Here is a 26,144-nt window from a genome sequence, read left to right on the forward strand (position 1 = left end):
AATAGATGATTTTTACTATTTGCCTAAACCTTTCAAAAAAAGCTTTTGTTGTTTATGAAAGAATATACTCATACTAAGATGAAAAAGGTACTTACCACTATTGACTCTTCTAGATTTATTCCTGCTGTTTGGCAAAGGGGAGTTCATTTATGCGGATACCGCATCTGTCCCTCCGGAATATAAAGCTTGCCTGTGCTCTTCTTGTGAAGATCATATTGATGATAATCACCATACCGGATACTCTTTTGATCAAGAGGATGGAGAAGTCATCGCAAAAGGGCTTTCCACTGAACCGGATAATTTCTTACCGCAACGTCTGAATTTGTACAACGCTTTCGAGACGAAAGATTATGATAATGGCATACAACAAACCTCTGGATTTTTCAACACGCCTAATGGAAAGTTCATTTGGCAAGATTATTTATACCAAGACCGCTTATTAAATGCGACTCAGCAATATGAACCATCTTTAGAGAATCTCTCAAAAGCAGTGAAACTAGCGGAATACTATCGTTATCTGGGCTATTTCTATTACCTCAAAAAGATCTGGACAATTCAAAAATATACTGGAATAAGGTCTTAGAGATCGATCCTTCTAATAAGGTAGCGCAGGAGGCTCTTCAAAGCATACAATAAAAACAATTATAAACTTCATATTTCTTTACACTGCTATATTTGCACTATACCTCAACAAAAAAAGCGATCCGTGTGTACGAATCGCTTTTCTTATATGATTATAAAAAACTTGCTTATTCAGCTGCTTTTTCCTCGCTAGCTGCTTCAGCTGTAGGAGCTTCTGCAACCGATGCTGTTGCTTTTTTACGAGAACGTCTTGTTTTAGGAGCTTTCTTAGCGGCTGTATCCTTCAACATATTTTCGTTATAGTCTACTAACTCAATAAAGCACATAGCTGCGTTGTCACCTAAACGGTTACCAGTCTTGATAATTCTGGTATAACCACCCGGACGATCACCGATCTTCTGAGCAATTTCCTTGAACAACTCTGTTACAGCAAATTTGTCTTGCAAATTGCTAAATACCACACGTCTAGAGTGAGTTGTATCCTCCTTAGACTTCGTGATAAGTGGTTCTACATACTTACGTAGCGCTTTTGCCTTTGCTGTCGTAGTAAAGATTCTCTTATGCTTGATCAAAGAACAAGCCATATTCGAAAGCATTGCGTCACGGTGAGTATTTGTACGACCTAAATGATTGAATTTCTTATTATGTCTCATCGTTTACTTACTCTTTATCTAATTTATATTTTGTGATATCCATACCGAATGAAAGGTTCAAGCTCTCAAGCAGTTCATCAAGTTCAGTGAGCGACTTTTTACCGAAGTTACGGAATTTCAACAAATCATTCTTATTGAACTTAACCAACTCACCTAGTGTTTCAACATCTGCGGCCTTTAAGCAATTCAATGCACGAACGGAAAGGTCCATATCAGCCAGCTTGCTCTTAAGCAACTGACGCATATGAAGTACTTCTTCATCGAACTCTTCATTGCCTTCAGTATCCGCTGTCTCGATCGCAATCTTTTCATCTGAGAACAACATGAAATGATGAATCAGAATCTTCGCTGCTTCCTTCAACGCTTCCTTCGGATGAATAGAACCATCTGTGGCTATTTCAAGAACCAACTTCTCGTAGTCCGTCTTCTGTTCAACACGGAAGTTCTCGATTGAATATTTTACGTTACGTATCGGAGTGAAGATAGAGTCGATAGCGATCACATGTATATCTGCGTTCGGGTCTCTGTTCTCATCTGCGGGTACATAACCGCGACCTTTATTAATAGTCAATTCAATCTGGAAACTTGCGGTCGGATCCAAGCGGCAAATAACCAAATCAGGATTCAATATCTCGAATCCAGTCAGTTGCTTACCAATATCACCGGCTTTGAACACTTCCGAACCCGAAACAGTAATACTCACTTTTTCATTCTCGATGTCGTCTACGATATGCTTGAAACGAACTTGCTTCAGATTCAAGATAATGTTTGTCACATCCTCGATAACACCCGGGATTGTACCAAATTCATGGTCAACCCCGTCGATCTTAATGGATGTAATAGCAAAACCTTCAAGTGACGACAGGAGAATACGACGTAAAGCATTACCTATTGTAATACCATAGCCGGGTTCCAACGGACGAAATTCAAACTTTCCGAAGAAATTGTCCGCTTCCAACATTAATACTTTATCGGGTTTTTGAAATGCTAATATCGCCATGGAAATCAATTATTATTTAGAATACAATTCTACGATCAACTGCTCTTTAATGTTTTCAGGAATGTCAGCTCTTTCCGGCAGATGCAGTAATTTTCCGCTCATTGAGGACTGATCCCACTCAATCCAAGGATATTGCTGTGATTGAAACCTGACAATGCGTCGGCAATAACCTCCATGGATTTAGATTTTTCTCTAACACCAATAACCTGACCGGGTTTTACAGAGTAAGAAGGAATGTTTACAACACTTCCGTCTACTGTAATGTGACGATGAGAAACCAACTGACGAGCTGCGGCTCTTGTCGGGGCTATACCCAAACGATAAACCACATTGTCAAGACGGCCTTCTAACAATTGAAGAAGCACCTCACCGGTAATACCTTTAGAGCGTGAAGCTTTTTCGAATAAGTTTCTAAATTGCTTCTCCAATACGCCATAAGTGTATTTTGCTTTTTGCTTCTCACGAAGCTGGATACCGTATTCAGAAGTCTTTCTTTTTCTGGAGTTACCATGTTGTCCAGGAGGATAGTTCTTCTTAGAAAGAACTTTATCCGCACCGAATATTGCCTCACCAAACTTACGGGCAATTCTTGTTCTTGGTCCAGTATATCTTGCCATTTTTTTATTTTTTTAAATGTTCTGTTTGAATCTGGAACCGTGCAGCCGCGATTACAGAGAGGATAAGGTCAATATGCAATCTATTCACAATTCCGGATTCAATGTTTAAGAAACTATAATTAATTATACTCTTCTCTTTTTCGGAGGACGACACCCGTTATGAGGAAGCGGTGTAACATCAACGATTTCTGTTACCTCGATACCTGCGCCATGGATCGTTCTGATAGCGGACTCACGACCGTTACCCGGACCCTTAACGAATACTTTCACCTTTCTTAAACCAAGATCATAAGCTACTTTAGCGCAATCCTGTGCTGCCATCTGAGCTGCATAAGGAGTATTCTTCTTAGAGCTTCTGAATCCCATCTTACCAGCGGAAGACCAGCTGATTACTTGTCCTTCGCTATTCGCTAAAGACACAATAATGTTGTTAAAAGAAGAATGAATATGAGCTTGACCGTAAGCGTCAACTTTTACGTTTCTCTTCTTTGCTGCGACTGTTTTCTTTGCCATATTAACTCTTATTATTTAGTAGCTTTTTTCTTATTTGCAACAGTTTTCTTCTTACCCTTACGAGTACGAGCGTTGTTCTTTGTGCTTTGGCCTCTCAAAGGCAGACCAACACGGTGACGAACACCTCTGTAGCAACCAATATCCATCAGACGCTTGATGTTCAACTGAACTTCTGAACGAAGGTCACCTTCAACCTTGTACTCAGCGCCAATGACTTCACGAACTTTTGCGGCTTGATCGTCTGTCCAATCCTTAACTTTGATATCACGATCAACCCCAGCCTTATCTAATACGGATTTTGCAGCGCTACGACCAATACCATAGATATAAGTCAAAGCGATTTCTCCTCTTTTATTTTGTGGCAAGTCTACACCAACTATTCTTATAGCCATATTACTTACTTAGATTATTTTGCAAAAATAATAAATTATCCTTGACGTTGTTTATACTTAGGATTTTTCTTGTTAATTACGTATAAGCGACCCTTTCTTCTTACTATCTTGCACTCAGGTGTACGCTTCTTTAAAGATGCTCTTACTTTCATATCGTGTTTAATTTTATTTGTATCTAAAAGCAATTCTACCTTTCGATAGATCATACGGAGACATTTCTACTCTTACCTTATCCCCCGGAAGGATCTTAATGTAATGCATACGCATCTTTCCTGAGATATGAGCGGTAATTTCATGTCCGTTCTCCAATTCTACACGAAACATCGCGTTTGACAATGCTTCTACAATTACTCCATCTTTCTCTATTGCTGATTGTTTAGCCATATAAATCCAATTAAATTGCGTTTTCTCCTAGAACTTCCTCTAAAAACTTAAATGAAGATAAGATCTGGGGACCATCCGGACGTATAGCGATACAATGCTCGAAATGAGCAGAAGGCTTTCTGTCCTTTGTGCGAACCGTCCATCCGTCTTTCTCAAATGCAACGTTCTTGCTTCCCATGTTGATCATCGGCTCGATGCAGATACACATTCCGTTACGCAATAACGGTCCGCATCCACGTCTGCCATAATTAGGCACTTCCGGTTCCTCATGCATTTTCCGACCTATACCATGTCCCACCAGCTCTCTTACGACAGAGTAACCTTGAGACTCGCAATAAGTCTGAATCGCATTACTGATATCACCCAAACGGTGACCTTCAACAGCACATTGGATACCTAAATAAAGTGAATCCTTCGTCGCTTTCAACAATTTCTTCACTTCCGGCGCAACCTCACCTACACAGAAAGTGTAAGCGGAGTCACCGACAAAACCATTCAATATCGTCCCACAATCCACAGAGATCACGTCACCCTCTTTCAAGATCATCTTAGAAGAAGGAATACCATGCACCACCTGATCATTCACTGAGGCACATATTGAATTAGGGAAACCACCATATCCCAAAAAAGCCGGAACAGCACCATTATCTCTAATGAACTCTTCCGCAATCTTATCAAGTTGAAGTGTGGAGACTCCGGGGACAATATGCTTAGCTACCTCGCCAAGTGTCTTACCTACCAGTTGATTAGCCTCACGCATCAACTCAATCTCTTCATCTGTCTTTAAATAGATCATTCTATTAATAAGCGGCAACAGAGCCTGTACGGCCTTTAATTCTTCCTGACTTCAACAAACCGTCATAATGACGCATTAGCAAATGACTTTCAACTTGCTGCAATGTATCCAACACCACACCAACCAAAATCAACAAAGATGTACCACCAAAGAATTGGGAGAACTCCATACTTACACCGGCAATTCTAGCGAAAGCGGGCATGATAGCAACCAACGCAAGGAAAAAAGCACCCGGCAAAGTAATACGGTCCATAATGGTATCCAGATAGTCTTTGGTATTCTTACCCGGTTTCACACCCGGAATAAAACCATTGTTTCTCTTCAAATCATCTGACATCTGGGTCGGATTGATCGTAATAGCCGTATAGAAATACGTAAACAGGATAATCAACACCGCAAACACGAAGTTGTACCAAAATCCCGTATTATCCATGAAAGCAGCCCAAAAACCGCTCTGCTCTCCCGTACTAGAGAAACCTACAATTGAGATAGGAATAAACATGATCGCCTGAGCGAAGATGATAGGCATTACGTTAGCGGCATTCACCTTCAGAGGGATATACTGACGCGCGCCACCATATTGTTTATTACCGATAATTCTTTTCGCATATTGCACGGGGACCTTACGAGTACCTTGTACCAATAAGATCGCACCAGCGATAACAAGCAAAAGGAACAACATCTCAAATAAGAACATAACCAGACCACCGGTTTTCTCACTTGTTCTAGAAACGAATTCTTGGAACAAAGAGTGCGGCAGACGGGCTATAATACCAACTAAAATGATAAATGAAATACCATTTCCAACACCTTTATCTGTAATTCTTTCACCTAGCCATAAGATAAACATACTTCCCGCAGCCAAGATGATCGTAGATGAGATCGTGAACCAAATACCACCCGGTAAAGCAGCGCCGGCAGCCTTAAGCTGAACGCTTAAATTCACCAAGTAAGTAGGACCTTGGAATAACAAGATCGCTATCGTCAAGTAACGAGTCCACTGATTGATTTTTCTACGGCCACTCTCACCCTCTCTCTGCAATTTTTGGAAAGAAGGAACTGCGATGGCTAACAACTGCATAACAATTGAAGCGGAGATATATGGCATGATTCCCAACGCAAAAATAGATGCGTTAGAAAAGGCTCCACCTGAGAACATATCCAACAGTGCAAGCAATCCGCCTCTTGTCTGCTCCTGTAAAGCGGTTAACGCTTTGGGATCGATACCCGGAAGCACTACATACGTACCAAAACGGTATATAGCCACCAATAAAAGAGTGGTGAGGATCCGATTTCTCAGATCCTCAATCTTCCAGATATTCTTGATTGTTTCAACAGCTCTCATGACTTAGAGTTTAACGACTGTTCCACCTGCGGCTTGGATAGCTGCCTCTGCGCTCTTAGAGAAAGCGTGAGCCTCAACCTCTAACTTAGCGGTCAAGCTACCGTTACCAAGAATTTTAACCACTTGAGAAGAAGAGATGAAACCAGCCTCCATCAATTCATTAATACCAATCTTAGTCAATTGCTTAGCCTCTGCCATTTGTTGCAAAGTATCGATATTAATAGCTTTATATTCTACACGGTTAATATTCTTGAAACCGAATTTAGGCAAACGTCTTTGAATAGGCATCTGACCACCTTCGAAACCAATCTTGTTCTTGTAGCCAGATCTAGACTTGGCACCTTTATGACCTCTTGTTGAAGTTCCGCCTAATCCTGAACCCGGACCACGTCCGATTCTTTTTCTGGTCTTGGTAGATCCTTCAGCCGGTTTTAAATTTGATAAATTCATATCGTATAATTTATTTTTTCAACCAATTATTACTTTTCTACAGAAACCAAATGTTTCACTTTCTCAACCATACCTAAGATCGCCGGATTAGCTTCATGCTCTACAATCTGGTTCATCTTTCTCAGCCCTAGTGCGTCAAGCGTTCTCTTTTGGTCTTTCGGGCATTTAATTCTACTTTTAACTTGCTTTACTTTAATAGTCGCCATAAACTTATCCCCCCCTAATTAACCTCTAAATACTTTTTCAACAGCAACACCTCTGTTCTGAGCAACATCGAACGGGCTTCTCAACTCACCTAGCGCAGCGATAGTAGCTTTCACCAAGTTATGAGGGTTGGAAGAACCTTTAGATTTTGCCAAAACGTCTGTAATACCTACGCTCTCCAATACGGCACGCATAGCACCACCAGCCTTAACACCGGTACCGTGAGATGCCGGTCTAATCAGCACTTGAGCACCACCGAATTTAGCTAATTGTTCGTGAGGGATCGTACCTTTGTGTACCGGAACCTTGATCAAGTTCTTCTTAGCAGCTTCTACACCTTTAGCGATAGCTGTCGTTACCTCACCGGCTTTACCTAATCCCCAGCCAACGATACCATCCTCGTTTCCTACTACAACGATAGCAGCAAAACTGAATGTACGTCCACCTTTTGTAACCTTAGTTACACGGTTGATTGCAACCAGTCTGTCCTTCAACTCTAAGTCGTTGGTCGATTTAACTCTATTATTTGCCATCTTCATTAAAATTTAAGGCCGCCGTTACGTGCAGCATCTGCTAATTCTTTAATTCTCCCGTGATACAGGTAACCATTACGGTCGAAAACCACTGTCTGAACGCCAGCTTCCTGAGCGCCTTTAGCGATTAATTCACCAACCTTAGCAGCGATCTCCTTTTTCGGAGCCTTAACATCTAATTTCAAAGATGAAGCAGCGGCTAAAGTCTTGCCTGTAGTATCATCTATCACCTGTGCGTAGATTTGCTTGTTGCTTCTAAACACAGTCAGGCGCGGACGCTCAGTAGTTCCTGAGATTTTGCCGCGTACGCCTGCTTTTATTTTTAATCTTCTTTCTAGCTTCGTTGTCATGATAATTTCAGTTTACGTAGATTACTTACCTGCTGACTTACCAGACTTTCTGCGAATCTCTTCACCTACGAACTTAATACCCTTACCTTTATACGGTTCAGGCATTCTGAATGAACGGATCTTCGCACAAATCTGACCTAATAATTGTTTGTCAGCCGATTCAAGGATAATAAGAGGGTTCTTATTTCTCTCAGACTTCGTCTCAACTTTCACTTCCTTCGGCAACTGCAAATAGATATTGTGAGTATAACCTAAAGAAAGATCCAATAACTGACCTGTATTTGAAACACGGTAACCAACACCTACTAACTCAAGCTCCTTCTTATATCCCTCTGAGCAGCCAACAACCATGTTGTTGATCAAAGAACGATACAAACCGTGTAACGCACGATGATTCTTATCATCAGTAGGTCTTGTTAAATGGATAACTCCGTCTTCCAAAGTAACGTTAATATCAGGATTCACTTCCTGTACAAGTTCACCTTTAGGGCCTTTAACTGTTACTACATTATCCTTAATTGTAACTGTAACACCAGCCGGTACATGAATTGGTAATTTTCCTATTCTTGACATTCTTCTTCCCTCCTAATTAATAAACGTAACATAATACCTCGCCACCGATCTTCAGATCGCGGGCCTCTTTGTCAGTCATCACACCTTTAGAAGTAGAAAGAACAGCAATACCTAAACCATTCAATACTCTCGGCATTTCTTTGTAACCAGTGTACTTACGCAAACCGGGCGTAGAAACTCTCTCAAGTTTCTTAATCGCATTAACTTTGTTTACTAGGTCATACTTCAAGGCGATCTTGATCGTACCTTGAGGACCATCCTCTACAAACTTAAAATTAAGAATGTAGCCCTTGTCGAAAAGGATCTTAGTGATCTCTTTCTTTAAATTTGACGCCGGCACCTCAACAACTCTGTGCTTCGCTTTGATTGCGTTACGCAATCTTGTCAAATAATCTGCAATAGGATCTGTCATATAAATAATTAATTAAATTGATCCGGCCACCCGGACAATATTTAAACTAAAAAAACTCTTACCAACTTGCTTTCTTTACACCCGGGATTAAACCATTAGATGCCATTTCACGCAATTGGATACGAGAAATACCGAACTGGCGTACATACCCTTTCGGACGTCCTGTAATCTTGCAACGGTTGTGCAAACGTACAGGAGAAGCATTTTTAGGTAAAGCCTGCAAAGCCTCATAGTTACCTTCTGCCTTAAGCTGAGCTCTTTTAGCGGCATACTTAGCAACAAGCTTTGCTCTTTTAACCTCACGGGCCTTCATTGATTCCTTAGCCATAACTACTTAGTCTTTTTTTCCGTTTTTAAAAGGCAATCCAAATTCTCTCAAAAGAGCATAACCTTCTTCGTCTGTTTTCGCAGAGGTCACAAAGGTAATATTCATTCCCAATATTTTGGTAATATTATCGATATTTATTTCAGGAAAAATGATTTGTTCCTGAATACCGAGTGTATAATTGCCTCTTCCGTCTAACTTACTCTCAATTCCCTTGAAGTCGCGGATACGAGGAAGAGCGACACGAACAAGTCTCTCCAAGAACTCGTACATCTGCTCACGACGTAATGTCACCATCACACCGATCGGCATCTTCTTACGCAACTTAAAGTTAGAGATATCCTTTTTAGATACGGTAGCGACAGCTTTTTGACCAGTGATCGTAGACAACTCGCTGATAGCGATATCGATGATCTTCTTGTCAGCCGTAGCCATACCTAATCCCTGATTAATCACGATTTTCTTCAAAACAGGTACCTGCATCACGGATTTGTAACCGAACTCCTTCGTTAAGGCAGGAACAATTCTGTCTTGGTATTCTTTCTTAAGACTGGCAGTATTGCTCATTACTTAATTTCCTCCCCTGATTTTTTAGAATAACGCACTAAAGCACCCTTCTCATTCAACTTACGGCCGATACGTGTAGCTTTACCAGATTTCGGGTCAACCACGTTAAGGTTAGAAAGATGAATAGGAGCTTCCTTCTTTTCGATTCCTCCTTGAGGATTCTTCGCATTAGGCTTGGTATGCTTTGATACCACATTAATACCTTCGACAATCGCACGATTATCTTTTACAAGTACCTGTAAAACACGACCTGTCTTACCTTTGTCCTCGCCGGCATTAACAAATACTATATCGCCTTTTTTGATATGTAATTTACTCATTACTTTAAATTTTACGAGATTAAAGCACTTCAGGTGCAAGTGATACAATTTTCATGTTTGTTGCACGAAGCTCTCTGGCAACCGGACCGAAGATACGGCTACCACGGATATCGCCACCGGCATTCAATAATACGCAAGCGTTATCATCGAAACGGATATAAGAACCATCCGGACGGCGGATCTCTTTCTTAGTACGAACGATGATAGCCTTAGAAACAGCACCCTTCTTAACGTCGCTAGCTGGGATTACGCTTTTGATTGCTACTACGATCACATCACCTACAGTGGCATAACGCTTTCTCGTTCCGCCCAAAACACGGATACACAAAGCTTCCTTAGCTCCACTGTTATCTGCTACTACTAGTCTTGATTCTTGTTGTATCATCTTACTTAGCCCTTTCGATTATTTGAACTAATCTCCATCTTTTAGTCTTGCTCAAAGGACGAGTCTCCATAATCTTTACGGTATCGCCAATGTTGCATTCGTTATTTTCGTCGTGAGCATGATATTTCTTCGTCTTATTAACGAACTTTCCATAAATGGGGTGTTTTTCCTTCCATTTAATGGCAACCGTGATGCTTTTATCCATCTTGTTGCTCGTTACCACGCCCGTTCTTTCTTTTCTTAAATTTCTAGTTTCCATCAGGCTCAATTATTTGTTGTTAAGTTCTCTCTGGCGCAATTCTGTTTTCATGCGCGCAATCAATCTGCGTTGCTGTTTAATCTGAGAAGGATTATCCATAGGCGAGATGCTATGGTTAATCTTCTTCTGATCATAGGCCGCAACCTCTGCATCTACTCTCTCTAGCAACTCTTTCGTGCTTAGTTCTCTAATTTCTGCAATCTTCATAACAATTACGCATTTTGATTTTGCATGTCATAATCACGTCTCACAACAAACTTGGTTGTAACCGGAAGTTTTTGTGCGGCAAGGCGCAACGCTTCCTTAGCGATATCAAAGGGAACACCTTCGATCTCGAAAATCAGACGACCCGGAGTAACAGGCGCAACAAATCCCTCAGGATTACCTTTACCTTTACCCATACGAACCTCTGCAGGCTTCTTCGTGATTGGCTTATCCGGGAAGATACGAACCCAAACCTGCCCCTGACGTTGCATATAACGTGTAACGGCGATACGGGCAGCCTCGATCTGACGACCGGTAATCCATTTATTCTCTAATGACTTTATTCCAAAAGAACCGAAGGCCAGCTGGTTGCCACGTTGAGCTTCGCCCTTCATGCGACCTTTCTGCTGTCTTCTGAACTTGGTTTTCTTTGGTTGTAACATCTCTACTTAAATTCTAACGTTTAACGATTAGCTCTTTTTCTCTTGAAGTTCTTGTCTCTGTTGCCACCGGCATTGTCGTTTCTACGGCCTGTCTCCTTGGCAGCAGTGAAAGAAGGAGCAAGATCGCGCTTGCCATAAACCTCACCACGGCAGATCCAAACCTTAACACCCAGCAAACCAACTTTTGTCAAGGCCTCAGCCAAAGCATAGTCGATATCTGCTCTAAGAGTGTGCAACGGAGTTCTTCCTTCCTTATACATTTCCGAACGAGCCATTTCAGCGCCATTCAAACGACCAGAGATTTGAATCTTTATACCTTCGGCGCCCATTCTCATGGTAGAGGCGATAGCCATCTTTACCGCACGACGATATGCGATTTTACCTTCAAGCTGACGTGCGATGTTGTTTGCTACGATAACAGCGTCCAATTCAGGTCTCTTCACCTCGAAGATGTTGATCTGCACTTCTTTATCAGTGATCTTCTTCAACTCTTCCTTCAACTTATCAACTTCCTGACCACCTTTACCGATGATGATACCCGGACGTGACGTACAAACAGTGATCGTGATCAACTTAAGCGTACGTTCAATAACGATACGAGATACACTAGCTTTTGCAAGACGGGCATTCAAATATTTACGGATTTTGCTATCTTCCAGCAAAGTATCCCCGTAATTCTTACCGCCATACCAATTGGAATCCCAACCACGGATAATTCCTAAACGATTACTAATCGGATTAACCTTTTGTCCCATCTACAAATTAATTTTGACTATCGTTTTTACTAAGTGTATCAACAAACAGAGTTACGTGGTTCGAGCGTTTACGAATTCTGTAACCTCTTCCTTGAGGAGCCGGACGCATTCTCTTCAACGTAGTAGCGCAATCAACGCTGATTGAAGATACGCATAACTCTCCTGCTTCTGCTTTACGTTCATTTTTCTGTTCCCAGTTTGCGATTGCTGAACGAAGCAATTTTTCTACTCTTGCTGCAGCTTCCTTGTTAGAAAACTTCAAAACACCAAGCGCACGGAATACTTCCATACCGCGAATCATGTCTGCTACCAAACGCATCTTACGAGGAGAGGTAGGAACATTGTTCAACTTCGCGAAATACATGGTCTTTTGGGCTTCTTTTCTTGCTTCAGCTGATATTCTTTTTCTAGCACCCATTTTATTCGATTCTTTTTATTTTCAGATTCCTGAATTCCTGTTACTACCGATATTATTTCTTCTTGTTACCGGCGTGACCGCGGAAAGTACGTGTCGGTGAGAACTCTCCCAACTTGTGGCCTACCATATTCTCGGTTACGAAAACAGGAATAAATTTATTTCCATTATGAACTGCAATAGTATGGCCTACGAAATCAGGCGAAATCATTGAAGCTCTTGCCCATGTCTTAACTACGGCTTTCTTTCCTGACTCATTCATTGCCAGAACTTTCTTCTCAAGCTTTACATTAATATACGGGCCTTTTTTTAGCGAACGACTCATAGTTTACTTAATTAATCAGATTATTTCTTTCTTCTTTCAATAATATACTTTGAAGAATGCTTCTTAGGAGCTCTAGTCTTCAAGCCCTTAGCATATAAGCCATTACGGGATCTAGGATGACCTCCGGAAGAACGACCTTCACCACCACCCATTGGGTGATCAACCGGGTTCATAACAACACCACGGTTGCGAGGACGACGACCTAACCATCTAGAGCGACCGGCCTTACCTGATTTTTCAAGAGCATGGTCTGAATTGCCAACTGCGCCAATTGTAGCCTTACAAGCCGCAAGAATCTTTCTAGTTTCACCAGAAGGCATCTTAATAATCGCATAAGCGCCTTCCTTTGAAGTCAGCTGAGCGAATGCACCTGCGGAACGTACCATTTTGGCACCCTGTCCAGGACGAAGCTCAATATTGTGAATAATAGTACCAACGGGAATATTTGCCATAGGCAAAGTATTACCTACCTCAGGAGCGGCGTCGCTACCTGAAACCACTGTTTGGCCAACTTCCAATCCGTTCGGAGCGATGATATAGCTCTTTGCCCCGTCCGCATAATACAACAAAGCGATACGAGATGAACGGTTAGGATCATACTCGATAGACTTTACTGTCGCAGGAATGCCATCTTTGTTTCTCTTGAAATCGATAATTCTGTACTTTTGTTTGTGACCGCCACCGATATAACGCATTGTCATCTTACCAGTGTTGTTACGTCCACCTGTACTCTTCTTACCTACTACAAGAGACTTCTCTGGTGTACTTGCAGTGATTTTATCAAATGCACCAATAACTTTGTGTCTCTGCCCCGGTGTCGTGGGCTTTAATTTACGTATTCCCATTTCTCTTTTTAGATATTACTAAAGAAATCAATTGTTTCTCCTTCTTTCAACGTTACGATCGCTTTCTTGAAAGCAGCTTGCTTGCCGTTGATGATACCTGATTTTGTATAACGGCTTTTACGCTTTCCAGAGTAGTTGATGGTGTTAACATCAACTACTGTAACACTGTACATATCCTCTACAGCTTTCTTAATCTCCAATTTGTTGGCATCAGGAGAAACACGAAAACCATAGCGATTCGGAAATTTCTCTGTGATCGCTGTTTGTTTCTCAGTTACTATAGGCTTAATAATAATTCCCATTATTCTACTCCTTATGCTTTAAAATTTTGTTCAACAACAGCGACTGAACTTTCCGTTAAAACCAAATTAACAGCGTTTAACACAGCGTATGTATTTAGTTCAGAAGCAGTTATTACACTTGCCTTCTCTAAATTTCGAGCGGACAAATATACTAAATTATTCTTCTCCGGTAAAACCATAAGTAACTTTTTATCAGCCACTTTCAAGTTTTTAGCAATTGTTATAAATTCTTTAGTCTTAGGAGCTTCCATTGTGAAATCCTCTACGACAACAATCGCATTGTTCTTTGCCTTGTAGCTCAATGCTGACTTACGAGCCAAAGATTTTACTTTCTTGTTCAGCTTGAACTCATAATCACGAGGCTTCGGACCGAATACACGGCCACCACCAACCAACACCGGAGAGTTGATATCACCACGACGTGCGCCACCACCACCTTTCTGACGGATCAGCTTACGTGTACTACCAGATACTTCGCTTCTCTCTTTAGACTTATGCGTTCCCTGACGTTGATTTGCCAAATACTGCTTTACGTCCAAGTAAATAGCATGATCGTTGGGTTCAATGCCGAAGATCGCATCGTTCAAAGTTACCTTTCTTCCGGTATCTTCACCTTTAATATTAAATACGCTCAGTTCCATTACTTTTCAATTAATAAGATTGAACCTTTTGCTCCTGGAACAGATCCCTTTACCAATAAAAGGTTGTGTTCCGGCATTACCTTGATCACTTGAAGATTCTGAACGGTTACACGTTCGTTACCCATCTGGCCGCCCATTCGCATGCCCTTAAATACCTTTGCGGGGTAAGAACAAGCACCGATAGAACCCGGCTTACGAGCACGGTTATGCTGACCGTGAGTAGTCTGACCTACACCACCAAAACCATGACGTTTTACTACACCTTGGAAACCTTTACCTTTTGATGTACCCACTACATCCACGAAACCTGCGTCTTCCAAGAAATCTACAGTGATCACGTCACCCAACTTGTACTCAGTTTCGAAATTCTTGAACTCGGCCAAGTGTCTTTGAGGTGCTACACCGGCTTTCTTGAAGTGACCCATCTCAGGCTGTGTCGTGTGCTTCTCTTTCTTCTCTTGGAAACCCAACTGTACAGCTTCGTAGCCATCTTTCTCCAAAGTCTTGATCTGTGTAACCACACAAGGACCCACTTCGATAACAGTGCATGGAAGATTTTTTCCCTCGGCACTGAAAACGGATGTCATTCCGATTTTTTTTCCTAATAATCCTGGCATTTCACTAATTGTTAAAAACTTACACTTTAATTTCTACTTCTACACCGCTAGGTAATTCTAGCTTCATCAAAGCGTCAACTGTCTTCGCAGTTGAGCTATAGATATCGATTAATCTCTTATAAGAAGAGAGTTCGAACTGCTCACGAGATTTCTTGTTAACGAAAGTAGAGCGGTTCACTGTAAAGATACGTTTGTGCGTAGGAAGAGGTATAGGACCGCTAACGATAGCACCTGTAGCCTTTACCGTCTTTACGATCTTCTCGGCAGACTTGTCTACCAGAGAATAATCGTAAGACTTCAATTTAATTCTGATCTTTTGGCTCATATTTATTATATGTTTCTAAATATTATTTGATCAAATCAACGCGACCTTGCACCTCTGTCAATACTTGCTTAGCGATAGAAGAGGATACTTGAGCGTAGTGTGAGAACTGCATTGAAGATGTAGCGCGACCTGAAGTAATCGTACGCAAAGCTGTCACATAACCGAATGTCTCAGCCAATGGAACCTTAGCCTTCACGATACGGGCTCCCGTACGGCTAGTCTCCATACCCTCAACTTGTCCACGACGCTTGTTCAAGTCACCGATAACGTCACCCATGCTCTCTTCTGGAGTAACAACCTCCATCTGCATGATCGGCTCCATCAATACAGGACCTGCCTTGGCGGAAGCGTTCTTGAACGCTTGGATAGCGGCGATCTCGAAAGACAACTGGTCTGAGTCTACCGGGTGGAAAGAACCATCGATCAAAGTCACTTTCAGCTTGTCAAGCGGATAACCTGCCAACACACCGTTCTTCATAGCCTTCTCGAAACCTTTCTGTACGGACGGGATGAATTCCTTAGGAATGTTACCACCCTTCACCTCATCGATGAATTGCAAAGTACCCTCGAAGCTCTCGTCAGCCGGCTCCATACGAACGATGATATCAGCGAACTTACCACGACCTCCAGATTGCTTTTTGTAAACCTCGCGAAGCTCAACCGGCTGCGTGATAGCCTCCTTATAAGTAACCTGCGGACGGCCTTGGTTACATTCAACCTTGAACTCACGACGCAAACGGTCGATGATGATATCCAAGTGAAGCTCACCCATACCGCTAATAACGGTCTGACCTGTCTCCTCGTTTGTCTGTACGCGGAAAGTAGGATCCTCCTCGGCCAACTTAGCCAAGCCCATACCCAACTTATCCATGTCTTTCTGAGTCTTAGGCTCTACAGCGATACCGATAACCGGTTCCGGGAATTCCATAGACTCCAATGTGATCGGATGGTTTTCGTCGCAAAGCGTATCACCTGTACGGATATCCTTGAAACCAACACCTGCTCCGATATCACCACAACCAATCACCTCCATCGGGTTCTGCTTGTTAGAGTGCATCTGGAACAAACGGGAGATACGCTCTTTCTTTCCGGAACGAGTGTTCAACACATAAGAACCAGCGTTGATAGAACCTGCGTATACACGGAAGAAGCACAAACGACCTACATACGGGTCGGTAGCGATCTTAAATGCCAACGCCGTCAATGGCTCCTCGAACAAAGGTTTACGAGTGATTATTTTATCAGGATCTGAAGGATCCGTACCCTCGATAGCCGGAGTATCTTCAGGAGAAGGCAAAAACGCGCAAACTGCATCCAATAAAGTCTGTACACCTTTGTTCTTGAAAGAAGAACCACAAGTCATCGGGTTGATCTGCATAGCCAACGTACCCTTGCGGATAGCAACCATGATCTCCTCTTCCGTGATCGTAGAAGGATCATCGAAGTATTTCTCCATGATAGCGTCGTCGCACTCAGCCAAAGCCTCAAGCATCTTGTCGCGCCACTCCTCAGCCTCAGCTTGCAAGTCTGCCGGGATCTCCTCTACGCTATACTCGGCACCCATAGTCTCATCGTGCCAGAAGATAGCCTTCATCTTGATCAAGTCGACAACACCCTTGAAAGTCTCCTCAGCTCCGATAGGGATCTGGATCGGACAAGGATTAGCTCCTAATACGTCCTTCAATTGGCGTACTACCTCATAGTAGTTAGCACCCGAGCGGTCCATCTTGTTAACGTAACCGATACGAGGTACATTATATTTATCAGCCTGACGCCATACAGTCTCAGACTGGGGCTCAACACCACCTACGGCACAGAATGTAGCAACAGCACCATCCAATACACGAAGAGAACGTTCAACCTCAACCGTGAAGTCAACGTGTCCCGGAGTGTCAATCAAGTTGATTTTATAACGGTTGCCCAAATAGTTCCAGAATGTAGTCGTAGCAGCGGAAGTAATCGTGATACCACGCTCCTGCTCCTGCGCCATCCAGTCCATTGTAGCAGTACCATCATGAGTCTCACCGATCTTGTGTGTCAAACCTGTGTAAAACAAGATACGTTCAGAAGTCGTTGTCTTACCAGCGTCAATGTGAGCCATGATACCGATGTTCCTAGTGAACATCAATTGCTTATCGTTGTTTGCCATATTCTTTTTATTGCCTTAAAAATTAAAATCTGAAGTGAGCGAACGCACGGTTAGCCTCAGCCATACGGTGCATATCTTCTTTTCTTTTGAATGCGCCACCTTGGTTATTGAAAGCATCTACAATCTCTGCAGACAACTTGTCAGCCATAGTCTTACCTCCACGTTTACGAGCGAAGATAATAAGGTTCTTCATAGAAATTGACTCTTTACGATCCGGGCGGATTTCAGTAGGGACTTGGAATGTAGCACCACCTACACGGCGTGACTTAACTTCGACTTGAGGAGTAATGTTATCAAGCGCAGCTTTCCAAATTTCGAGAGCGGACTTTTCCTCGTTAGGCAATTTGCCCTTAACGGTTTCCAAAGCGGAATAGAAAATTTCGAAGGCAGTATTTTTCTTGCCATCATACATCAAATGGTTAACGAATCTCGTAACCTTTACATCACCGAAAACAGGATCCGGAAGGATCTGTCTTTTCTTTGGTTTTGCTTTTCTCATTTTGTTTTCAAAAATTTGTTCTTGTCGTTGGTTGCCTTTAATTTGTCTTCAACGGTTCCGCTGAACCATTTACTCAACCTTATAGCCTATCCAAATAACTCAAACCTGTTTTAATACTTAAATTTAAATCTCAGTTTGAAGGCATGTAATTAATTACTTCTTCTTACCTTTTGCGGCAGCTGCTGCTTGACCCGGTTTCGGACGCTTAGCTCCATATTTGGAACGTCTTTGCGTACGGCCGTTAACACCCGCTGTATCCAACGTACCACGTACGATGTGATAACGCACACCCGGAAGGTCCTTTACACGACCACCACGTACCAATACGATAGAGTGCTCTTGCAAGTTGTGTCCTTCTCCCGGAATATAGGAGTTAACTTCCTTACCATTTGTCAAACGTACTCTCGCTACTTTACGCATTGCAGAGTTAGGTTTCTTCGGAGTCGTAGTGTAAACACGTACGCAAACGCCACGTCTTTGAGGACAAGCGTCCAATGCGGGTGATTTACCCTTCTCCACCAAAGTTTCCCTTCCTTTTCTAACTAATTGCTGAATTGTAGGCATTTCTTTCTTTTTTTAAACTTTGAATGTGTTATTATTATTTATCTAATCTTTTCCTATTTCGAGCCGCAAAGTTACGCATTATTTTCGGACAATCAATAAGTTGTGCCTGTTTTTTTCGTATACTCCGCACTAAAAACGGTGCAAAGGTACATATTTGTTCCCGTTTGGCAAGGTAGGCCCTAGCCGTATTTATTAATATTTAACATTCACTATCTCTATTTACCTCACTGGCACGTAAAGCGACTGGTGGCGGGTGCCGATATCACGCAATTTACCCGCCTCGACAAATTGATGCAGGCGGCGGCTGGCCGTACTGCTCGTCAGGCCGCAAAGCCGCTGGAAGGCGACACGGGTCATATATTCATGCTCGGCAAAATAACTCGCGAGCAATTGGTCGATACGATCAGGCTCCAATTGGCGGGAATGGGATTTGTACTTGGCTCGTTCCAGCGTCATCGTCTTCAAGCTATCTTTCAGCTCTACCTCGGGACGGAAAGCCACGGACTTGAAACGGATGGACTCCGCACGTATCTCGTGCGTGGATTGTACGGCCGGGCATTGCAACGTGACTTGCAAATACCCCAACCCATCGATATGTACACGTTTTCCTTCACGCAAATATTCCGCTGTCACCTCGCTTAAAGAGATAAGCACGGCGGCTACGTCTGCCGGCGTGACGGTACACCGTCCATGGATACGTTTGGCCAGATCATCCGTATCGATCGTGCCGGATGATACGATACGTGCGTGAAAACGAGGACGCTTCGTGCTGTCCTTCGATACCGGAGTCTTGTAAAAGTCATATTTTGCTGCCATATATCTAGTATGAGATTAAAAGGTTATTCATCGAAACATCGTATGCTATTAGTCATTTCACAAGGGTGATATGATCTTTTCACCTATGTGAAACGATCGTTTCATGATTGTGATACGTTCTTTTCACATAGGTGAAAAGATTATAAGCACTTAACAAAGGTACTACATCCATACCACTTAAACAATAGTTTTCCCTAGTATTTCGCACAGATTACTTTTATTTCAAATGACAATATAAACATTTGGAAAACCGCAAGTTAACAGCTTATATCCGCAAAATGAAACAGTAAAAACAACCTCTAAAACATAGCGTCATGAAAACTGTATTGGATTTTTTAGGCCAATTATGGCTTCGCTTCTTAAAACCGGACGGGTCGATCACCGTACCACACCCAAACGAAGGTAAAGCGAAACGATCGAGCAACAGCAACTCTATCCTTCAAAAGAGTCTGGAGACTTTCCTCCAAGAACGGATCGAATTCCACTTCAACTTGTTGAGCGAGGAGACTGAATATCGATACAAACAATTGGAAACGGATCGCTTCTATCCGGTGACGCAACGTGACCTAAATAGCATTTGCATGGAGGCAAGACGGACGGGGATCGATTGCAGGGATCGGGATGTGAATCGTTTCGTATATTCAAAAGAAGTAAAAGAGTATCATCCTTTCCGGCAATATATGGAGTGGTTACCCGAATGGGACGGGAAAGACCGGGTAAGCGATCTGGCACGACGGGTCTCCTCAGAACCGTTATGGGTGGAGGGGTTTCATCGCTGGATGCTCGCCTTGGCCTCGCAATGGATGGGTTCGGACCGAATGCACGCAAATAGCTTGGCTCCCATTTTAGTCAGCGAGCGTCAAGGATGTCAGAAGTCTACCTTTTGCAAGTCGCTGATGCCTTCTTCGCTAGTCCGCTATTACACGGATAGCGTAGACCTTAGCGCCTCGACGCAAATGGAGCAGAAGCTTGGATTGTTCGGACTCATCAACCTCGATGAGTTCGACCGGTTGCCCGACCGTAAAATGGCTTTACTGAAAAATTGGATGCAGATGGCCGGAATGAACGTACGCAAGGCACACGCCAAGCATTCCCCCCCTACCCCGCCTAGCCTCATTTATTGGCACTACGAACCAGAAGAACCTATTAAGCGACCCCACGGGAAGCCGCCGTTTCCTATGCGTGGAGGTGCAAAGCAAGATTAATTGCGAAGGTATCGAGCATGATCAAATCTACGCCCAGCTGAAAAACGAGTTACAAAAAGGAGAGCGCCATTGGTTCACCTCCGCAAAGGAGGAGGCGATCATGCGATCGAATGAGGCTTTCTATAAACGTCCGATCGAGGAAGATGTGTTCCACGCCTGCTTCCGGGCCGCATGTCCAGGAAACCTAAATGTAAATGCAGCCGTGAAACCTATGTCATCGAAATCATCCCTAGCACTTAAATCTTCTCTCCAGCTCCTCATCTGTCAGCATGGAGATAATCGTCTTTCCATCCGGGGTCAGGTTCGAGTCCGAACAAGAGAACAGGGAGGCGATCAGATGATCCATCTCTTCCAAGGATAAGGATTTGCCGGGACGGATAGCGGCGGCTTTGGCTAAAGACAAGGCGATGGCCTCGCAGATTTTCTCATGCACTGCGCATCCGGTCTCGATCGCCCGGTCCACGATATCCTTTACCAAATTTACCGGATCAAGGTTCTCTATACCGGCGGGCAGGCCATTGATCGCGTAATTGTCATTTCCCAGATTGCTCAGATCAAAGCCGACGAAGCACAAATCCTCCAATAAGGAAGGCAGTACAGCCGCCTCGGCAGCGGTAAACTCTACGATCTCCGGGAATAAGACTTGTTGGGATACACCTTGTTGCTGACGGATATTCGACAGGTATTGGTCAAACAAGATACGCACATGCGCACGATGCTGGTCAATAATCGCCAGACCCGATTTCAAGGATGTCACGATATATCGCCCTTTATATTGATAGCAAGGATTGCTTACCTCCGTAAACAGTTTTTCCGGATCCGAAGCCTCGGCCGGCAATTCCTCGATCGGGGCATCCTCGAAAGTCTCGGACTCCCGTTGGACAGCCACTCGGTCGTTCTCAAACCCTTGATATAATTTAGACCAATCGAATTCCGGTTTTTTATAGGAAGTAGTGTCAAACGGATTATAACTGGAATCCACTTGCACTTTCGGGGCCTTATAAGTACTAGGCTCACTTTTCTTGACCGGGTTGTAAACAGGAATATCGATCGCGTCCTCCACATCGAAATCAATCGTAGGGATAGCGCTCGATTTAGCCAACGCCTCCCGGGTAGCGGCCATCAAGATCTGCCAGATCGGTTGCTCGTTCTCAAACTTAATCTCCGTCTTTGTCGGATGGATATTGACATCGATCGAGGAGGGATCCAACGTGAAATAAACAAAATAATTCGGCATATCCCCGGCAGGAATCAATTGCTCATAGGCCTGCATGATCGCCTTATGGAAATAAGGATGCTTCATATAACGACCATTCACAAAAAAAAACTGCAATGCCCCTCGCTTCTTCGCCGAGTCCGGACGCCCCACGAAACCGGAAATAGTCACCATGGAACTTTGGGCATCCAGAGAGAGCAACTTCTGGTTTAAACTCTTACCATATATATTAATGATGCGCTGACGTAACCCCGACTCGGGCAGATTGAATATCTCCGCATCATTATGATAAAGAGACATACCCACCTGCGGATTCACCAAGGCGATTCGCTCGAACTCATTGATGATATTCCGGAATTCCGTCTCATTCGACTTCAAGAATTTCCGGCGGGCGGGAACATTAAAGAAAAGATTCTTTACCGAGAAGATACTTCCCTCGTTACAAGCCTCCGGCTCGATACTCTCCAGATTGGAACCCGCGATGGATAGGCAAGTGCCAAGCTCGGTCCCTCTAGCCCGGGTACGCAACTCTATATGGGCGACAGCGGCGATAGAGGCCAATGCCTCACCTCGGAAACCCATCGTATGCAAAGAGAATAAATCCTCGGCCGTAGAAATCTTAGAAGTAGCGTGCCGCTCAAAAGCCATGCGAGCATCCGTCTCGGACATACCTTTCCCGTCATCGATCACCTGTATCAATGTCTTACCCGCATCCTTAATGTTCACTTGGATATTGGAAGCGCCAGCGTCCACCGCATTCTCGACCAACTCTTTAACGACAGAGGCCGGACGTTGAATCACCTCTCCCGCCGCGATTTGATTGGCGATATGGTCCGGAAGTAAATGAATGATATCGCTCATTACCAGAACAAATACCAAAAGAAAGCAGCCAAGACCGCCAAGGCCACCGCCAGTTTCACATTCTTATACCTACGAGCCCGGGAATCCTCGCCTCGCCCCACGCTTTTCTTCAGATGCGAGGTACCTTCAATGAAAGTTCCCTTGATATGCGGCTTATATTCCTCCAACGGCTCCTCTACACCCATTTCACGTTTGACCTTGCTTATACGTTCCTCCAAGGCTTCCTTATGGGGGTCCCAATAAATAGGCTTATGATCAAATTGACGCGGCTTGCGCATGTTATAAAACGAGAAAAGTGCCATAGCTTTACCTATTAATTATGAATACGACGCTAATGTACGAATTTATTGCTTCTTTTCGGAGCATCTTGAGCTTTTCTTTTCACGACCTGATAAATATCATCCTTGTCTTTAGGACGGATATAATCAAACCAATAAAAGTCTTTCAAGTATTTCTGGTCGGGCTTCAAATCAGGAATAGGGGTCATCGTACCTGTTGGAGTCGGCCAGATTTTCAGTTTATCCAACTTATTGTCTTTTAGCCAGATCGTAAGGAAACCGCTTTTGGTCTCGTTCATGCCGACCATCGAACCGTCCTTCTCCAAGGGGAAAAATATAGATTCGGCGTTGCCCGACACATCGATCTGATTCACGACCTGTCCCTCGAAATAAGCCTTCAAGTCATTTCCCTTTAATTGATTGAATGCGGTAGAATCGATTTGCTGTATTGCGAAAGCGAATTGCTTCACGTGAGCGAAATCGATCGAGCTATCATTCATAAATATCAAGATCGTATCCCCATAGATCTGATACTGTTCATTCCAAACGATAGGGTCCGTATACATATATAATATAGAGTCTCTTGTATTAAACTGCATCGAATCGCAAACACCTTGCATATCCGTCCGATAGAAACGGACGCCGTAATAAGCTTTTACTTCCCGGTAAAGGGAGTCCACCGTAGTCATCTTCAAGGTATCACCATGCAGAAACAATGTATCCCCTTGGCTGAATTCCAAGAAACGGGCGCTATCCGTAGCGAAAGCATACTCGCTCTTCTCATTGTAAAAGCCATATTGGCCTTCCAGCATGACATGCTGCGCCGTGTCTTGCAGACTCATATTACCGAACGCTTCCCCAAAACCCAGTTCCCGGTTGTAGGCGATAGAGTCGCCCGTCAAGATACGGTCGCCGGAAACCACCTGAGAACGATCCAATAGCAAAGAGGTATTATTCACGGTATCGTACCAACCTCTGGAAGAATAGATCGTGCCGCTATCCGAGACGATTATGGATGGTCCGAGGATCGTGGCGATCTTCGAGTCCGTATTATAATGCAAGGTATCGGAATACAACGTGAATTGCTCATTCTCCAGACGGACGCTATCATTGAAGATAGCCAATTTCGTACTAGGCGAATATTGCCCATAAAAAGAAGAGAGCTGATTCAAGGAATCGACAATCAGACCTCCGTCGAAATAATATCCGATATCCGGGATTCGCTCATAGTTCAAGCTATCCGTAAACAGGGTAACCTGCCCATTCTCCATGCGGACATTCTCCCGCAAATAAGCGATCTGGGTATTTCCATCGTAAAACAGGTAATTTCCATACACGAACAAGGTATCCCCTTGTTCCATCCGGACATTACTAAACGCTTCCAAGGAATTGGTCTGCTCAAAGAAATATGCGCTATCGCAATACATATACGAACTATCATGGCGAAAACAAACATCACCATTCAGTACTTGAGCCTCGGCGTTCCTCTCCTTATCGAACGAAAGCGTATTCGCATGCTCCAAAAAGACCTTCGTCTTCTTGGGAGCGACACTATCTTTGGCGGCTACCACCGTGCTATCTTGCGTTTGCGCAAATACGCCAACCGATAAAGCACACGATAAGAGCGCTAGAAATAACCTGTTAATTAGTCTCATTCCTTAATCCAACCCGGATATTTGAAATCACAATTCCTCCAACCGTCACTAATACGCACGTAGGTTGATTTTTGTTTCTTCGTGATCCAGTCGTTCAATAATTCCTCACGTTTCTTAGCCTCTACGATCGCTTTCAAAGCTTGGAAGTCATCGGCCAAATTCGCCTTATGTCCTTCCGTCCGAGCTTTCAGCTTAACAATAGCTACTACCTCTTTCTGCTTGTTCGTCAACATGGTAAAAGGCTTGGAGATCTCTCCGACTTTCATGCCATATACCACCTTACCGATTTCCTGCGGAAGTTCTTGCATCTCGAACTTAGGGGTTCCCATATTGCTGCTCTCGTAATCTTGGTTTACCATCAAACCCTTATTATTACGTGTATCCTTGTCATAAGAGACGAATGTAGCGGCTTCCTCAAACGTGAACTTATTCGCCTGCAAATCATTGTACAATGAATCCAGACGAGTGGTAGCATCCGCCAACTCCTTATCGGAAACCTTCGGTTTCAATAAGATATGGCGGCAGTTGATACGGTCTCCACGCTTCTCGATCAATTGGATGATATGGTAACCATACTCCGTCTGTACGATCTGGGAGACACGTTTCGGGTCTTTCAAGTTGAACGCAACGTTCGCGAACTCCGGCAACAGCTGTGTCTTGCTCATGAAACCTAACTCCCCTCCTCGAGACGCCGAACCCGGATCTTCCGAGTACAAACGAGCCAACGTAGAGAATTCCATCTTACCGGAATTAACTTGCTCCGTGAAATCACGTAAGCGGGCCTTGATGGCGTCTGTTTCCTCAAACGGAATCTTCGGTTCCAAGGTAACGATTTGCACCTCTACAGTCGTAGGGATGTTCGGCAGGCTATCCTGAGACAACTGGCTGAAATATTTACGCACCTCGGAAGGTGTCAGCTTGATCTCGCCGATCAATTGATGCTGCATCTGTTGCACTACCTGCTGCTCCCGCACCATCTCCTTACGCTCATCCTTGATCTGGGAAAATTTCTTACCGAAATATTCCTCCAATTTCTCGCGAGACCCGATTTGGTTCACAGCCATGTTCATCCATTGATCCACGCTCTGGATCACTTGGTTCTCGTTCACGGTAATACTATCGATCTTAGCTTGATTCAGATATAGTTTCTGTATCGCCATCTGCTCCGGGATCACGCAATACGGGTCGCCATCCAAACGGACCCCCTCATTTTGATTATACAAACGCTGCGTCTCAATATCCGAACGTAAAATAGCGTCATCTCCTACCACCCACACAATTTCATCGATCACATTGTCTTGCGCCATTACAATGCAAGAACAACAGGCAAGAAAGAATACACTTAAAATCTTTTTCATCATGTCTACCC

Annotated in this window: 39 protein-coding genes and 2 pseudogenes; 3 read left to right on the top strand and 38 right to left on the bottom strand. The window is 43.5% G+C overall.

The features are described 5' to 3' along the window. Window positions 1-100 precede the first annotated feature (100 nt). Window positions 101-583 carry a hypothetical protein gene (locus BDI_RS11755; RefSeq protein WP_005854018.1) on the top strand — a complete coding sequence of 161 codons (483 nt, stop codon included), beginning with the start codon at window positions 101-103 and terminating at the stop codon, window positions 581-583. 166 nt (window positions 584-749) lie between these two features. On the opposite strand, the gene rplQ is transcribed toward BDI_RS11755, so the two are convergent. The 34 genes and pseudogenes from rplQ to BDI_RS11920 form a co-directional block, all read right to left on the bottom strand. After that, the gene (rplQ, locus tag BDI_RS11760) at window positions 750-1,235 is read right to left on the bottom strand and encodes a 50S ribosomal protein L17 (protein WP_005854016.1); all 486 of its coding nucleotides are present in this window, start codon (window positions 1,233-1,235) and stop codon (window positions 750-752) included. A 7-nt stretch (window positions 1,236-1,242) separates the two neighbouring features. Next, on the bottom strand, window positions 1,243-2,235 hold the full coding sequence (locus BDI_RS11765; protein ID WP_005854014.1) for a DNA-directed RNA polymerase subunit alpha: 993 nt from the start codon (window positions 2,233-2,235) through the stop codon (window positions 1,243-1,245). Window positions 2,236-2,247: 12 nt separating this feature from the next. After that, window positions 2,248-2,852, bottom strand: a pseudogene (rpsD, locus tag BDI_RS11770) (30S ribosomal protein S4). 123 nt (window positions 2,853-2,975) lie between these two features. Next, the gene (gene rpsK, locus BDI_RS11775) at window positions 2,976-3,365 is read right to left on the bottom strand and encodes a 30S ribosomal protein S11 (protein ID WP_005634781.1); all 390 of its coding nucleotides are present in this window, start codon (window positions 3,363-3,365) and stop codon (window positions 2,976-2,978) included. A gap of 11 nt (window positions 3,366-3,376) precedes the next feature. Further along, on the bottom strand, window positions 3,377-3,757 hold the full coding sequence (gene rpsM, locus BDI_RS11780; protein WP_008779937.1) for a 30S ribosomal protein S13: 381 nt from the start codon (window positions 3,755-3,757) through the stop codon (window positions 3,377-3,379). 35 nt (window positions 3,758-3,792) lie between these two features. Further along, entirely contained in the window at window positions 3,793-3,909 is a 117-nt protein-coding gene (gene ykgO, locus BDI_RS20350; protein ID WP_005645768.1) for a type B 50S ribosomal protein L36, read from the bottom strand. 13 nt (window positions 3,910-3,922) lie between these two features. Beyond that, window positions 3,923-4,141 carry a translation initiation factor IF-1 gene (gene infA, locus BDI_RS11785; protein ID WP_005854007.1) on the bottom strand — a complete coding sequence of 73 codons (219 nt, stop codon included), beginning with the start codon at window positions 4,139-4,141 and terminating at the stop codon, window positions 3,923-3,925. 10 nt (window positions 4,142-4,151) lie between these two features. Then, window positions 4,152-4,937, bottom strand: coding sequence for a type I methionyl aminopeptidase (gene map / locus BDI_RS11790; RefSeq protein ID WP_005867121.1), 786 nt, complete (start codon window positions 4,935-4,937; stop codon window positions 4,152-4,154). A 4-nt stretch (window positions 4,938-4,941) separates the two neighbouring features. Beyond that, window positions 4,942-6,282 carry a preprotein translocase subunit SecY gene (gene secY, locus BDI_RS11795; RefSeq protein ID WP_005854004.1) on the bottom strand — a complete coding sequence of 447 codons (1,341 nt, stop codon included), beginning with the start codon at window positions 6,280-6,282 and terminating at the stop codon, window positions 4,942-4,944. 3 nt (window positions 6,283-6,285) lie between these two features. After that, window positions 6,286-6,732 carry a 50S ribosomal protein L15 gene (gene rplO / locus BDI_RS11800; RefSeq protein WP_005853999.1) on the bottom strand — a complete coding sequence of 149 codons (447 nt, stop codon included), beginning with the start codon at window positions 6,730-6,732 and terminating at the stop codon, window positions 6,286-6,288. A 29-nt stretch (window positions 6,733-6,761) separates the two neighbouring features. Continuing rightward, window positions 6,762-6,938 carry a 50S ribosomal protein L30 gene (gene rpmD / locus BDI_RS11805; RefSeq protein ID WP_005853996.1) on the bottom strand — a complete coding sequence of 59 codons (177 nt, stop codon included), beginning with the start codon at window positions 6,936-6,938 and terminating at the stop codon, window positions 6,762-6,764. A gap of 18 nt (window positions 6,939-6,956) precedes the next feature. Next, window positions 6,957-7,475: a 30S ribosomal protein S5 gene (gene rpsE / locus BDI_RS11810; RefSeq protein WP_008773758.1), complete on the bottom strand. Its 519-nt coding sequence runs from the start codon at window positions 7,473-7,475 to the stop codon at window positions 6,957-6,959. After that, a complete protein-coding gene (rplR, locus tag BDI_RS11815; protein WP_005853992.1) occupies window positions 7,475-7,819 on the bottom strand; it encodes a 50S ribosomal protein L18 in 345 nt (114 codons plus the stop codon). The genes rpsE and rplR overlap by 1 nt, the downstream gene beginning before the upstream one ends. Window positions 7,820-7,840: 21 nt before the next feature. Continuing rightward, on the bottom strand, window positions 7,841-8,392 hold the full coding sequence (gene rplF / locus BDI_RS11820; protein WP_005853990.1) for a 50S ribosomal protein L6: 552 nt from the start codon (window positions 8,390-8,392) through the stop codon (window positions 7,841-7,843). A 16-nt stretch (window positions 8,393-8,408) separates the two neighbouring features. Then, window positions 8,409-8,804: a 30S ribosomal protein S8 gene (rpsH, locus tag BDI_RS11825; protein ID WP_005634758.1), complete on the bottom strand. Its 396-nt coding sequence runs from the start codon at window positions 8,802-8,804 to the stop codon at window positions 8,409-8,411. A 58-nt stretch (window positions 8,805-8,862) separates the two neighbouring features. After that, a complete protein-coding gene (gene rpsN / locus BDI_RS11830; protein ID WP_005853988.1) occupies window positions 8,863-9,132 on the bottom strand; it encodes a 30S ribosomal protein S14 in 270 nt (89 codons plus the stop codon). A gap of 6 nt (window positions 9,133-9,138) precedes the next feature. Beyond that, window positions 9,139-9,696 (bottom strand): 50S ribosomal protein L5, encoded by a 558-nt coding sequence (gene rplE, locus BDI_RS11835; protein WP_005853986.1) that lies wholly within the window; start codon window positions 9,694-9,696, stop codon window positions 9,139-9,141. Continuing rightward, the gene (gene rplX, locus BDI_RS11840; RefSeq protein WP_005853984.1) at window positions 9,696-10,016 is read right to left on the bottom strand and encodes a 50S ribosomal protein L24; all 321 of its coding nucleotides are present in this window, start codon (window positions 10,014-10,016) and stop codon (window positions 9,696-9,698) included. Before rplX ends, rplE begins: the two co-directional genes overlap by 1 nt. A 19-nt stretch (window positions 10,017-10,035) precedes the next feature. After that, window positions 10,036-10,401, bottom strand: coding sequence for a 50S ribosomal protein L14 (rplN, locus tag BDI_RS11845; protein WP_005853982.1), 366 nt, complete (start codon window positions 10,399-10,401; stop codon window positions 10,036-10,038). Window position 10,402: 1 nt separating this feature from the next. Continuing rightward, window positions 10,403-10,660, bottom strand: a complete 258-nt coding sequence (gene rpsQ / locus BDI_RS11850) for a 30S ribosomal protein S17 (protein WP_005853980.1) — start codon at window positions 10,658-10,660, stop codon at window positions 10,403-10,405. A 9-nt stretch (window positions 10,661-10,669) separates the two neighbouring features. Then, window positions 10,670-10,867, bottom strand: coding sequence for a 50S ribosomal protein L29 (gene rpmC / locus BDI_RS11855; protein WP_005853979.1), 198 nt, complete (start codon window positions 10,865-10,867; stop codon window positions 10,670-10,672). A 5-nt stretch (window positions 10,868-10,872) separates the two neighbouring features. Next, entirely contained in the window at window positions 10,873-11,307 is a 435-nt protein-coding gene (rplP, locus tag BDI_RS11860) for a 50S ribosomal protein L16 (RefSeq protein ID WP_005853976.1), read from the bottom strand. Window positions 11,308-11,327: 20 nt separating this feature from the next. Then, window positions 11,328-12,062, bottom strand: coding sequence for a 30S ribosomal protein S3 (gene rpsC, locus BDI_RS11865; RefSeq protein WP_005853974.1), 735 nt, complete (start codon window positions 12,060-12,062; stop codon window positions 11,328-11,330). Window positions 12,063-12,069: 7 nt separating this feature from the next. Further along, window positions 12,070-12,480, bottom strand: a complete 411-nt coding sequence (gene rplV / locus BDI_RS11870) for a 50S ribosomal protein L22 (RefSeq protein WP_005853972.1) — start codon at window positions 12,478-12,480, stop codon at window positions 12,070-12,072. A gap of 52 nt (window positions 12,481-12,532) precedes the next feature. Beyond that, complete coding sequence (rpsS, locus tag BDI_RS11875) at window positions 12,533-12,802, bottom strand: 30S ribosomal protein S19 (RefSeq protein ID WP_005634738.1); 270 nt, start codon at window positions 12,800-12,802, stop codon at window positions 12,533-12,535. A gap of 20 nt (window positions 12,803-12,822) precedes the next feature. Next, a complete protein-coding gene (rplB, locus tag BDI_RS11880; protein ID WP_005853970.1) occupies window positions 12,823-13,647 on the bottom strand; it encodes a 50S ribosomal protein L2 in 825 nt (274 codons plus the stop codon). An 8-nt stretch (window positions 13,648-13,655) separates the two neighbouring features. After that, window positions 13,656-13,949: a 50S ribosomal protein L23 gene (rplW, locus tag BDI_RS11885; RefSeq protein ID WP_005853968.1), complete on the bottom strand. Its 294-nt coding sequence runs from the start codon at window positions 13,947-13,949 to the stop codon at window positions 13,656-13,658. Between the two features lie 11 nt (window positions 13,950-13,960). Continuing rightward, window positions 13,961-14,590, bottom strand: coding sequence for a 50S ribosomal protein L4 (gene rplD / locus BDI_RS11890; protein WP_005853966.1), 630 nt, complete (start codon window positions 14,588-14,590; stop codon window positions 13,961-13,963). Next, window positions 14,590-15,207, bottom strand: a complete 618-nt coding sequence (gene rplC, locus BDI_RS11895; protein WP_005853963.1) for a 50S ribosomal protein L3 — start codon at window positions 15,205-15,207, stop codon at window positions 14,590-14,592. Before rplC ends, rplD begins: the two co-directional genes overlap by 1 nt. Window positions 15,208-15,226: 19 nt before the next feature. After that, the gene (rpsJ, locus tag BDI_RS11900; RefSeq protein ID WP_005853961.1) at window positions 15,227-15,532 is read right to left on the bottom strand and encodes a 30S ribosomal protein S10; all 306 of its coding nucleotides are present in this window, start codon (window positions 15,530-15,532) and stop codon (window positions 15,227-15,229) included. A gap of 22 nt (window positions 15,533-15,554) precedes the next feature. Beyond that, on the bottom strand, window positions 15,555-17,681 hold the full coding sequence (gene fusA, locus BDI_RS11905) for an elongation factor G (protein WP_005853959.1): 2,127 nt from the start codon (window positions 17,679-17,681) through the stop codon (window positions 15,555-15,557). Between the two features lie 22 nt (window positions 17,682-17,703). Further along, on the bottom strand, window positions 17,704-18,180 hold the full coding sequence (rpsG, locus tag BDI_RS11910; RefSeq protein WP_005853957.1) for a 30S ribosomal protein S7: 477 nt from the start codon (window positions 18,178-18,180) through the stop codon (window positions 17,704-17,706). Between the two features lie 153 nt (window positions 18,181-18,333). After that, a complete protein-coding gene (rpsL, locus tag BDI_RS11915; RefSeq protein WP_005853956.1) occupies window positions 18,334-18,744 on the bottom strand; it encodes a 30S ribosomal protein S12 in 411 nt (136 codons plus the stop codon). 219 nt (window positions 18,745-18,963) lie between these two features. After that, window positions 18,964-19,560 (bottom strand): HU family DNA-binding protein, encoded by a 597-nt coding sequence (locus BDI_RS11920; protein ID WP_008779936.1) that lies wholly within the window; start codon window positions 19,558-19,560, stop codon window positions 18,964-18,966. Window positions 19,561-19,874: 314 nt separating this feature from the next. Between BDI_RS11920 and BDI_RS21350 the strand changes: the two genes are divergently transcribed. Together BDI_RS21350 and BDI_RS21355 are read left to right on the top strand one after the other, a co-directional pair. Then, window positions 19,875-20,765, top strand: coding sequence for a VapE domain-containing protein (locus tag BDI_RS21350; protein WP_011966834.1), 891 nt, complete (start codon window positions 19,875-19,877; stop codon window positions 20,763-20,765). Beyond that, window positions 20,719-20,826, top strand: a pseudogene (locus BDI_RS21355) (hypothetical protein); the annotation flags it as partial. The gene BDI_RS21350 and the pseudogene BDI_RS21355, both read left to right, overlap by 47 nt. 168 nt (window positions 20,827-20,994) lie before the next feature. Here the strand turns inward: BDI_RS21355 and mutL are convergent. Genes mutL through BDI_RS11945 form a run of 4 tightly spaced genes read right to left on the bottom strand, consistent with a single transcriptional unit; the run spans window position 20,995 to window position 26,136 of the window. Further along, complete coding sequence (gene mutL, locus BDI_RS11930; protein WP_005853950.1) at window positions 20,995-22,842, bottom strand: DNA mismatch repair endonuclease MutL; 1,848 nt, start codon at window positions 22,840-22,842, stop codon at window positions 20,995-20,997. Continuing rightward, the gene (locus tag BDI_RS11935) at window positions 22,842-23,144 is read right to left on the bottom strand and encodes a hypothetical protein (RefSeq protein ID WP_005853948.1); all 303 of its coding nucleotides are present in this window, start codon (window positions 23,142-23,144) and stop codon (window positions 22,842-22,844) included. The genes mutL and BDI_RS11935 overlap by 1 nt, the downstream gene beginning before the upstream one ends. A 29-nt stretch (window positions 23,145-23,173) precedes the next feature. After that, complete coding sequence (locus BDI_RS11940; RefSeq protein ID WP_005853946.1) at window positions 23,174-24,775, bottom strand: OstA-like protein; 1,602 nt, start codon at window positions 24,773-24,775, stop codon at window positions 23,174-23,176. Continuing rightward, a complete protein-coding gene (locus BDI_RS11945) occupies window positions 24,772-26,136 on the bottom strand; it encodes a peptidylprolyl isomerase (protein WP_008778716.1) in 1,365 nt (454 codons plus the stop codon). The genes BDI_RS11940 and BDI_RS11945 overlap by 4 nt, the downstream gene beginning before the upstream one ends. Between the last annotated feature and the right edge of the window lie 8 nt (window positions 26,137-26,144).

The sequence above is a fragment of the Parabacteroides distasonis ATCC 8503 genome (assembly GCF_000012845.1).
Classification (GTDB): domain Bacteria; phylum Bacteroidota; class Bacteroidia; order Bacteroidales; family Tannerellaceae; genus Parabacteroides; species Parabacteroides distasonis.

What these genes read in the sequence shown, in the direction of transcription:
- rpsL (WP_005853956.1), bottom strand. Translation starts at nt 18,744, where the DNA reads ATGCCTACAATTCAGCAATTAGTTAGAAAAGGAAGGGAAACTTTGGTG.
- rplE (WP_005853986.1), bottom strand. Translation starts at nt 9,696, where the DNA reads ATGAGCAATACTGCCAGTCTTAAGAAAGAATACCAAGACAGAATTGTT.
- rpsG (WP_005853957.1), bottom strand. Translation starts at nt 18,180, where the DNA reads ATGAGAAAAGCAAAACCAAAGAAAAGACAGATCCTTCCGGATCCTGTT.
- rplR (WP_005853992.1), bottom strand. Translation starts at nt 7,819, where the DNA reads ATGACAACGAAGCTAGAAAGAAGATTAAAAATAAAAGCAGGCGTACGC.
- fusA (WP_005853959.1), bottom strand. Translation starts at nt 17,681, where the DNA reads ATGGCAAACAACGATAAGCAATTGATGTTCACTAGGAACATCGGTATC.
- rplC (WP_005853963.1), bottom strand. Translation starts at nt 15,207, where the DNA reads ATGCCAGGATTATTAGGAAAAAAAATCGGAATGACATCCGTTTTCAGT.
- BDI_RS11765 (WP_005854014.1), bottom strand. Translation starts at nt 2,235, where the DNA reads ATGGCGATATTAGCATTTCAAAAACCCGATAAAGTATTAATGTTGGAA.
- rpsE (WP_008773758.1), bottom strand. Translation starts at nt 7,475, where the DNA reads ATGAAGATGGCAAATAATAGAGTTAAATCGACCAACGACTTAGAGTTG.
- infA (WP_005854007.1), bottom strand. Translation starts at nt 4,141, where the DNA reads ATGGCTAAACAATCAGCAATAGAGAAAGATGGAGTAATTGTAGAAGCA.
- rpsQ (WP_005853980.1), bottom strand. Translation starts at nt 10,660, where the DNA reads ATGGAAACTAGAAATTTAAGAAAAGAAAGAACGGGCGTGGTAACGAGC.
- rplN (WP_005853982.1), bottom strand. Translation starts at nt 10,401, where the DNA reads ATGATACAACAAGAATCAAGACTAGTAGTAGCAGATAACAGTGGAGCT.
- rpsK (WP_005634781.1), bottom strand. Translation starts at nt 3,365, where the DNA reads ATGGCAAAGAAAACAGTCGCAGCAAAGAAGAGAAACGTAAAAGTTGAC.
- rplV (WP_005853972.1), bottom strand. Translation starts at nt 12,480, where the DNA reads ATGGGTGCTAGAAAAAGAATATCAGCTGAAGCAAGAAAAGAAGCCCAA.
- rplX (WP_005853984.1), bottom strand. Translation starts at nt 10,016, where the DNA reads ATGAGTAAATTACATATCAAAAAAGGCGATATAGTATTTGTTAATGCC.
- rpmC (WP_005853979.1), bottom strand. Translation starts at nt 10,867, where the DNA reads ATGAAGATTGCAGAAATTAGAGAACTAAGCACGAAAGAGTTGCTAGAG.
- rplB (WP_005853970.1), bottom strand. Translation starts at nt 13,647, where the DNA reads ATGGGAATACGTAAATTAAAGCCCACGACACCGGGGCAGAGACACAAA.
- rpsS (WP_005634738.1), bottom strand. Translation starts at nt 12,802, where the DNA reads ATGAGTCGTTCGCTAAAAAAAGGCCCGTATATTAATGTAAAGCTTGAG.
- BDI_RS11935 (WP_005853948.1), bottom strand. Translation starts at nt 23,144, where the DNA reads ATGGCACTTTTCTCGTTTTATAACATGCGCAAGCCGCGTCAATTTGAT.
- map (WP_005867121.1), bottom strand. Translation starts at nt 4,937, where the DNA reads ATGATCTATTTAAAGACAGATGAAGAGATTGAGTTGATGCGTGAGGCT.
- BDI_RS21350 (WP_011966834.1), top strand. Translation starts at nt 19,875, where the DNA reads ATGAAAACTGTATTGGATTTTTTAGGCCAATTATGGCTTCGCTTCTTA.
- rplD (WP_005853966.1), bottom strand. Translation starts at nt 14,590, where the DNA reads ATGGAACTGAGCGTATTTAATATTAAAGGTGAAGATACCGGAAGAAAG.
- BDI_RS11940 (WP_005853946.1), bottom strand. Translation starts at nt 24,775, where the DNA reads ATGAGACTAATTAACAGGTTATTTCTAGCGCTCTTATCGTGTGCTTTA.
- rplW (WP_005853968.1), bottom strand. Translation starts at nt 13,949, where the DNA reads ATGGGAATTATTATTAAGCCTATAGTAACTGAGAAACAAACAGCGATC.
- rpsJ (WP_005853961.1), bottom strand. Translation starts at nt 15,532, where the DNA reads ATGAGCCAAAAGATCAGAATTAAATTGAAGTCTTACGATTATTCTCTG.
- secY (WP_005854004.1), bottom strand. Translation starts at nt 6,282, where the DNA reads ATGAGAGCTGTTGAAACAATCAAGAATATCTGGAAGATTGAGGATCTG.
- rplP (WP_005853976.1), bottom strand. Translation starts at nt 11,307, where the DNA reads ATGTTACAACCAAAGAAAACCAAGTTCAGAAGACAGCAGAAAGGTCGC.
- rpsC (WP_005853974.1), bottom strand. Translation starts at nt 12,062, where the DNA reads ATGGGACAAAAGGTTAATCCGATTAGTAATCGTTTAGGAATTATCCGT.
- BDI_RS11945 (WP_008778716.1), bottom strand. Translation starts at nt 26,136, where the DNA reads ATGATGAAAAAGATTTTAAGTGTATTCTTTCTTGCCTGTTGTTCTTGC.
- ykgO (WP_005645768.1), bottom strand. Translation starts at nt 3,909, where the DNA reads ATGAAAGTAAGAGCATCTTTAAAGAAGCGTACACCTGAGTGCAAGATA.
- rplF (WP_005853990.1), bottom strand. Translation starts at nt 8,392, where the DNA reads ATGTCAAGAATAGGAAAATTACCAATTCATGTACCGGCTGGTGTTACA.
- BDI_RS11920 (WP_008779936.1), bottom strand. Translation starts at nt 19,560, where the DNA reads ATGGCAGCAAAATATGACTTTTACAAGACTCCGGTATCGAAGGACAGC.
- rpsM (WP_008779937.1), bottom strand. Translation starts at nt 3,757, where the DNA reads ATGGCTATAAGAATAGTTGGTGTAGACTTGCCACAAAATAAAAGAGGA.
- mutL (WP_005853950.1), bottom strand. Translation starts at nt 22,842, where the DNA reads ATGAGCGATATCATTCATTTACTTCCGGACCATATCGCCAATCAAATC.
- rplO (WP_005853999.1), bottom strand. Translation starts at nt 6,732, where the DNA reads ATGAATTTATCAAATTTAAAACCGGCTGAAGGATCTACCAAGACCAGA.
- rplQ (WP_005854016.1), bottom strand. Translation starts at nt 1,235, where the DNA reads ATGAGACATAATAAGAAATTCAATCATTTAGGTCGTACAAATACTCAC.
- rpsH (WP_005634758.1), bottom strand. Translation starts at nt 8,804, where the DNA reads ATGACAGATCCTATTGCAGATTATTTGACAAGATTGCGTAACGCAATC.
- rpmD (WP_005853996.1), bottom strand. Translation starts at nt 6,938, where the DNA reads ATGGCGACTATTAAAGTAAAGCAAGTTAAAAGTAGAATTAAATGCCCG.
- rpsN (WP_005853988.1), bottom strand. Translation starts at nt 9,132, where the DNA reads ATGGCTAAGGAATCAATGAAGGCCCGTGAGGTTAAAAGAGCAAAGCTT.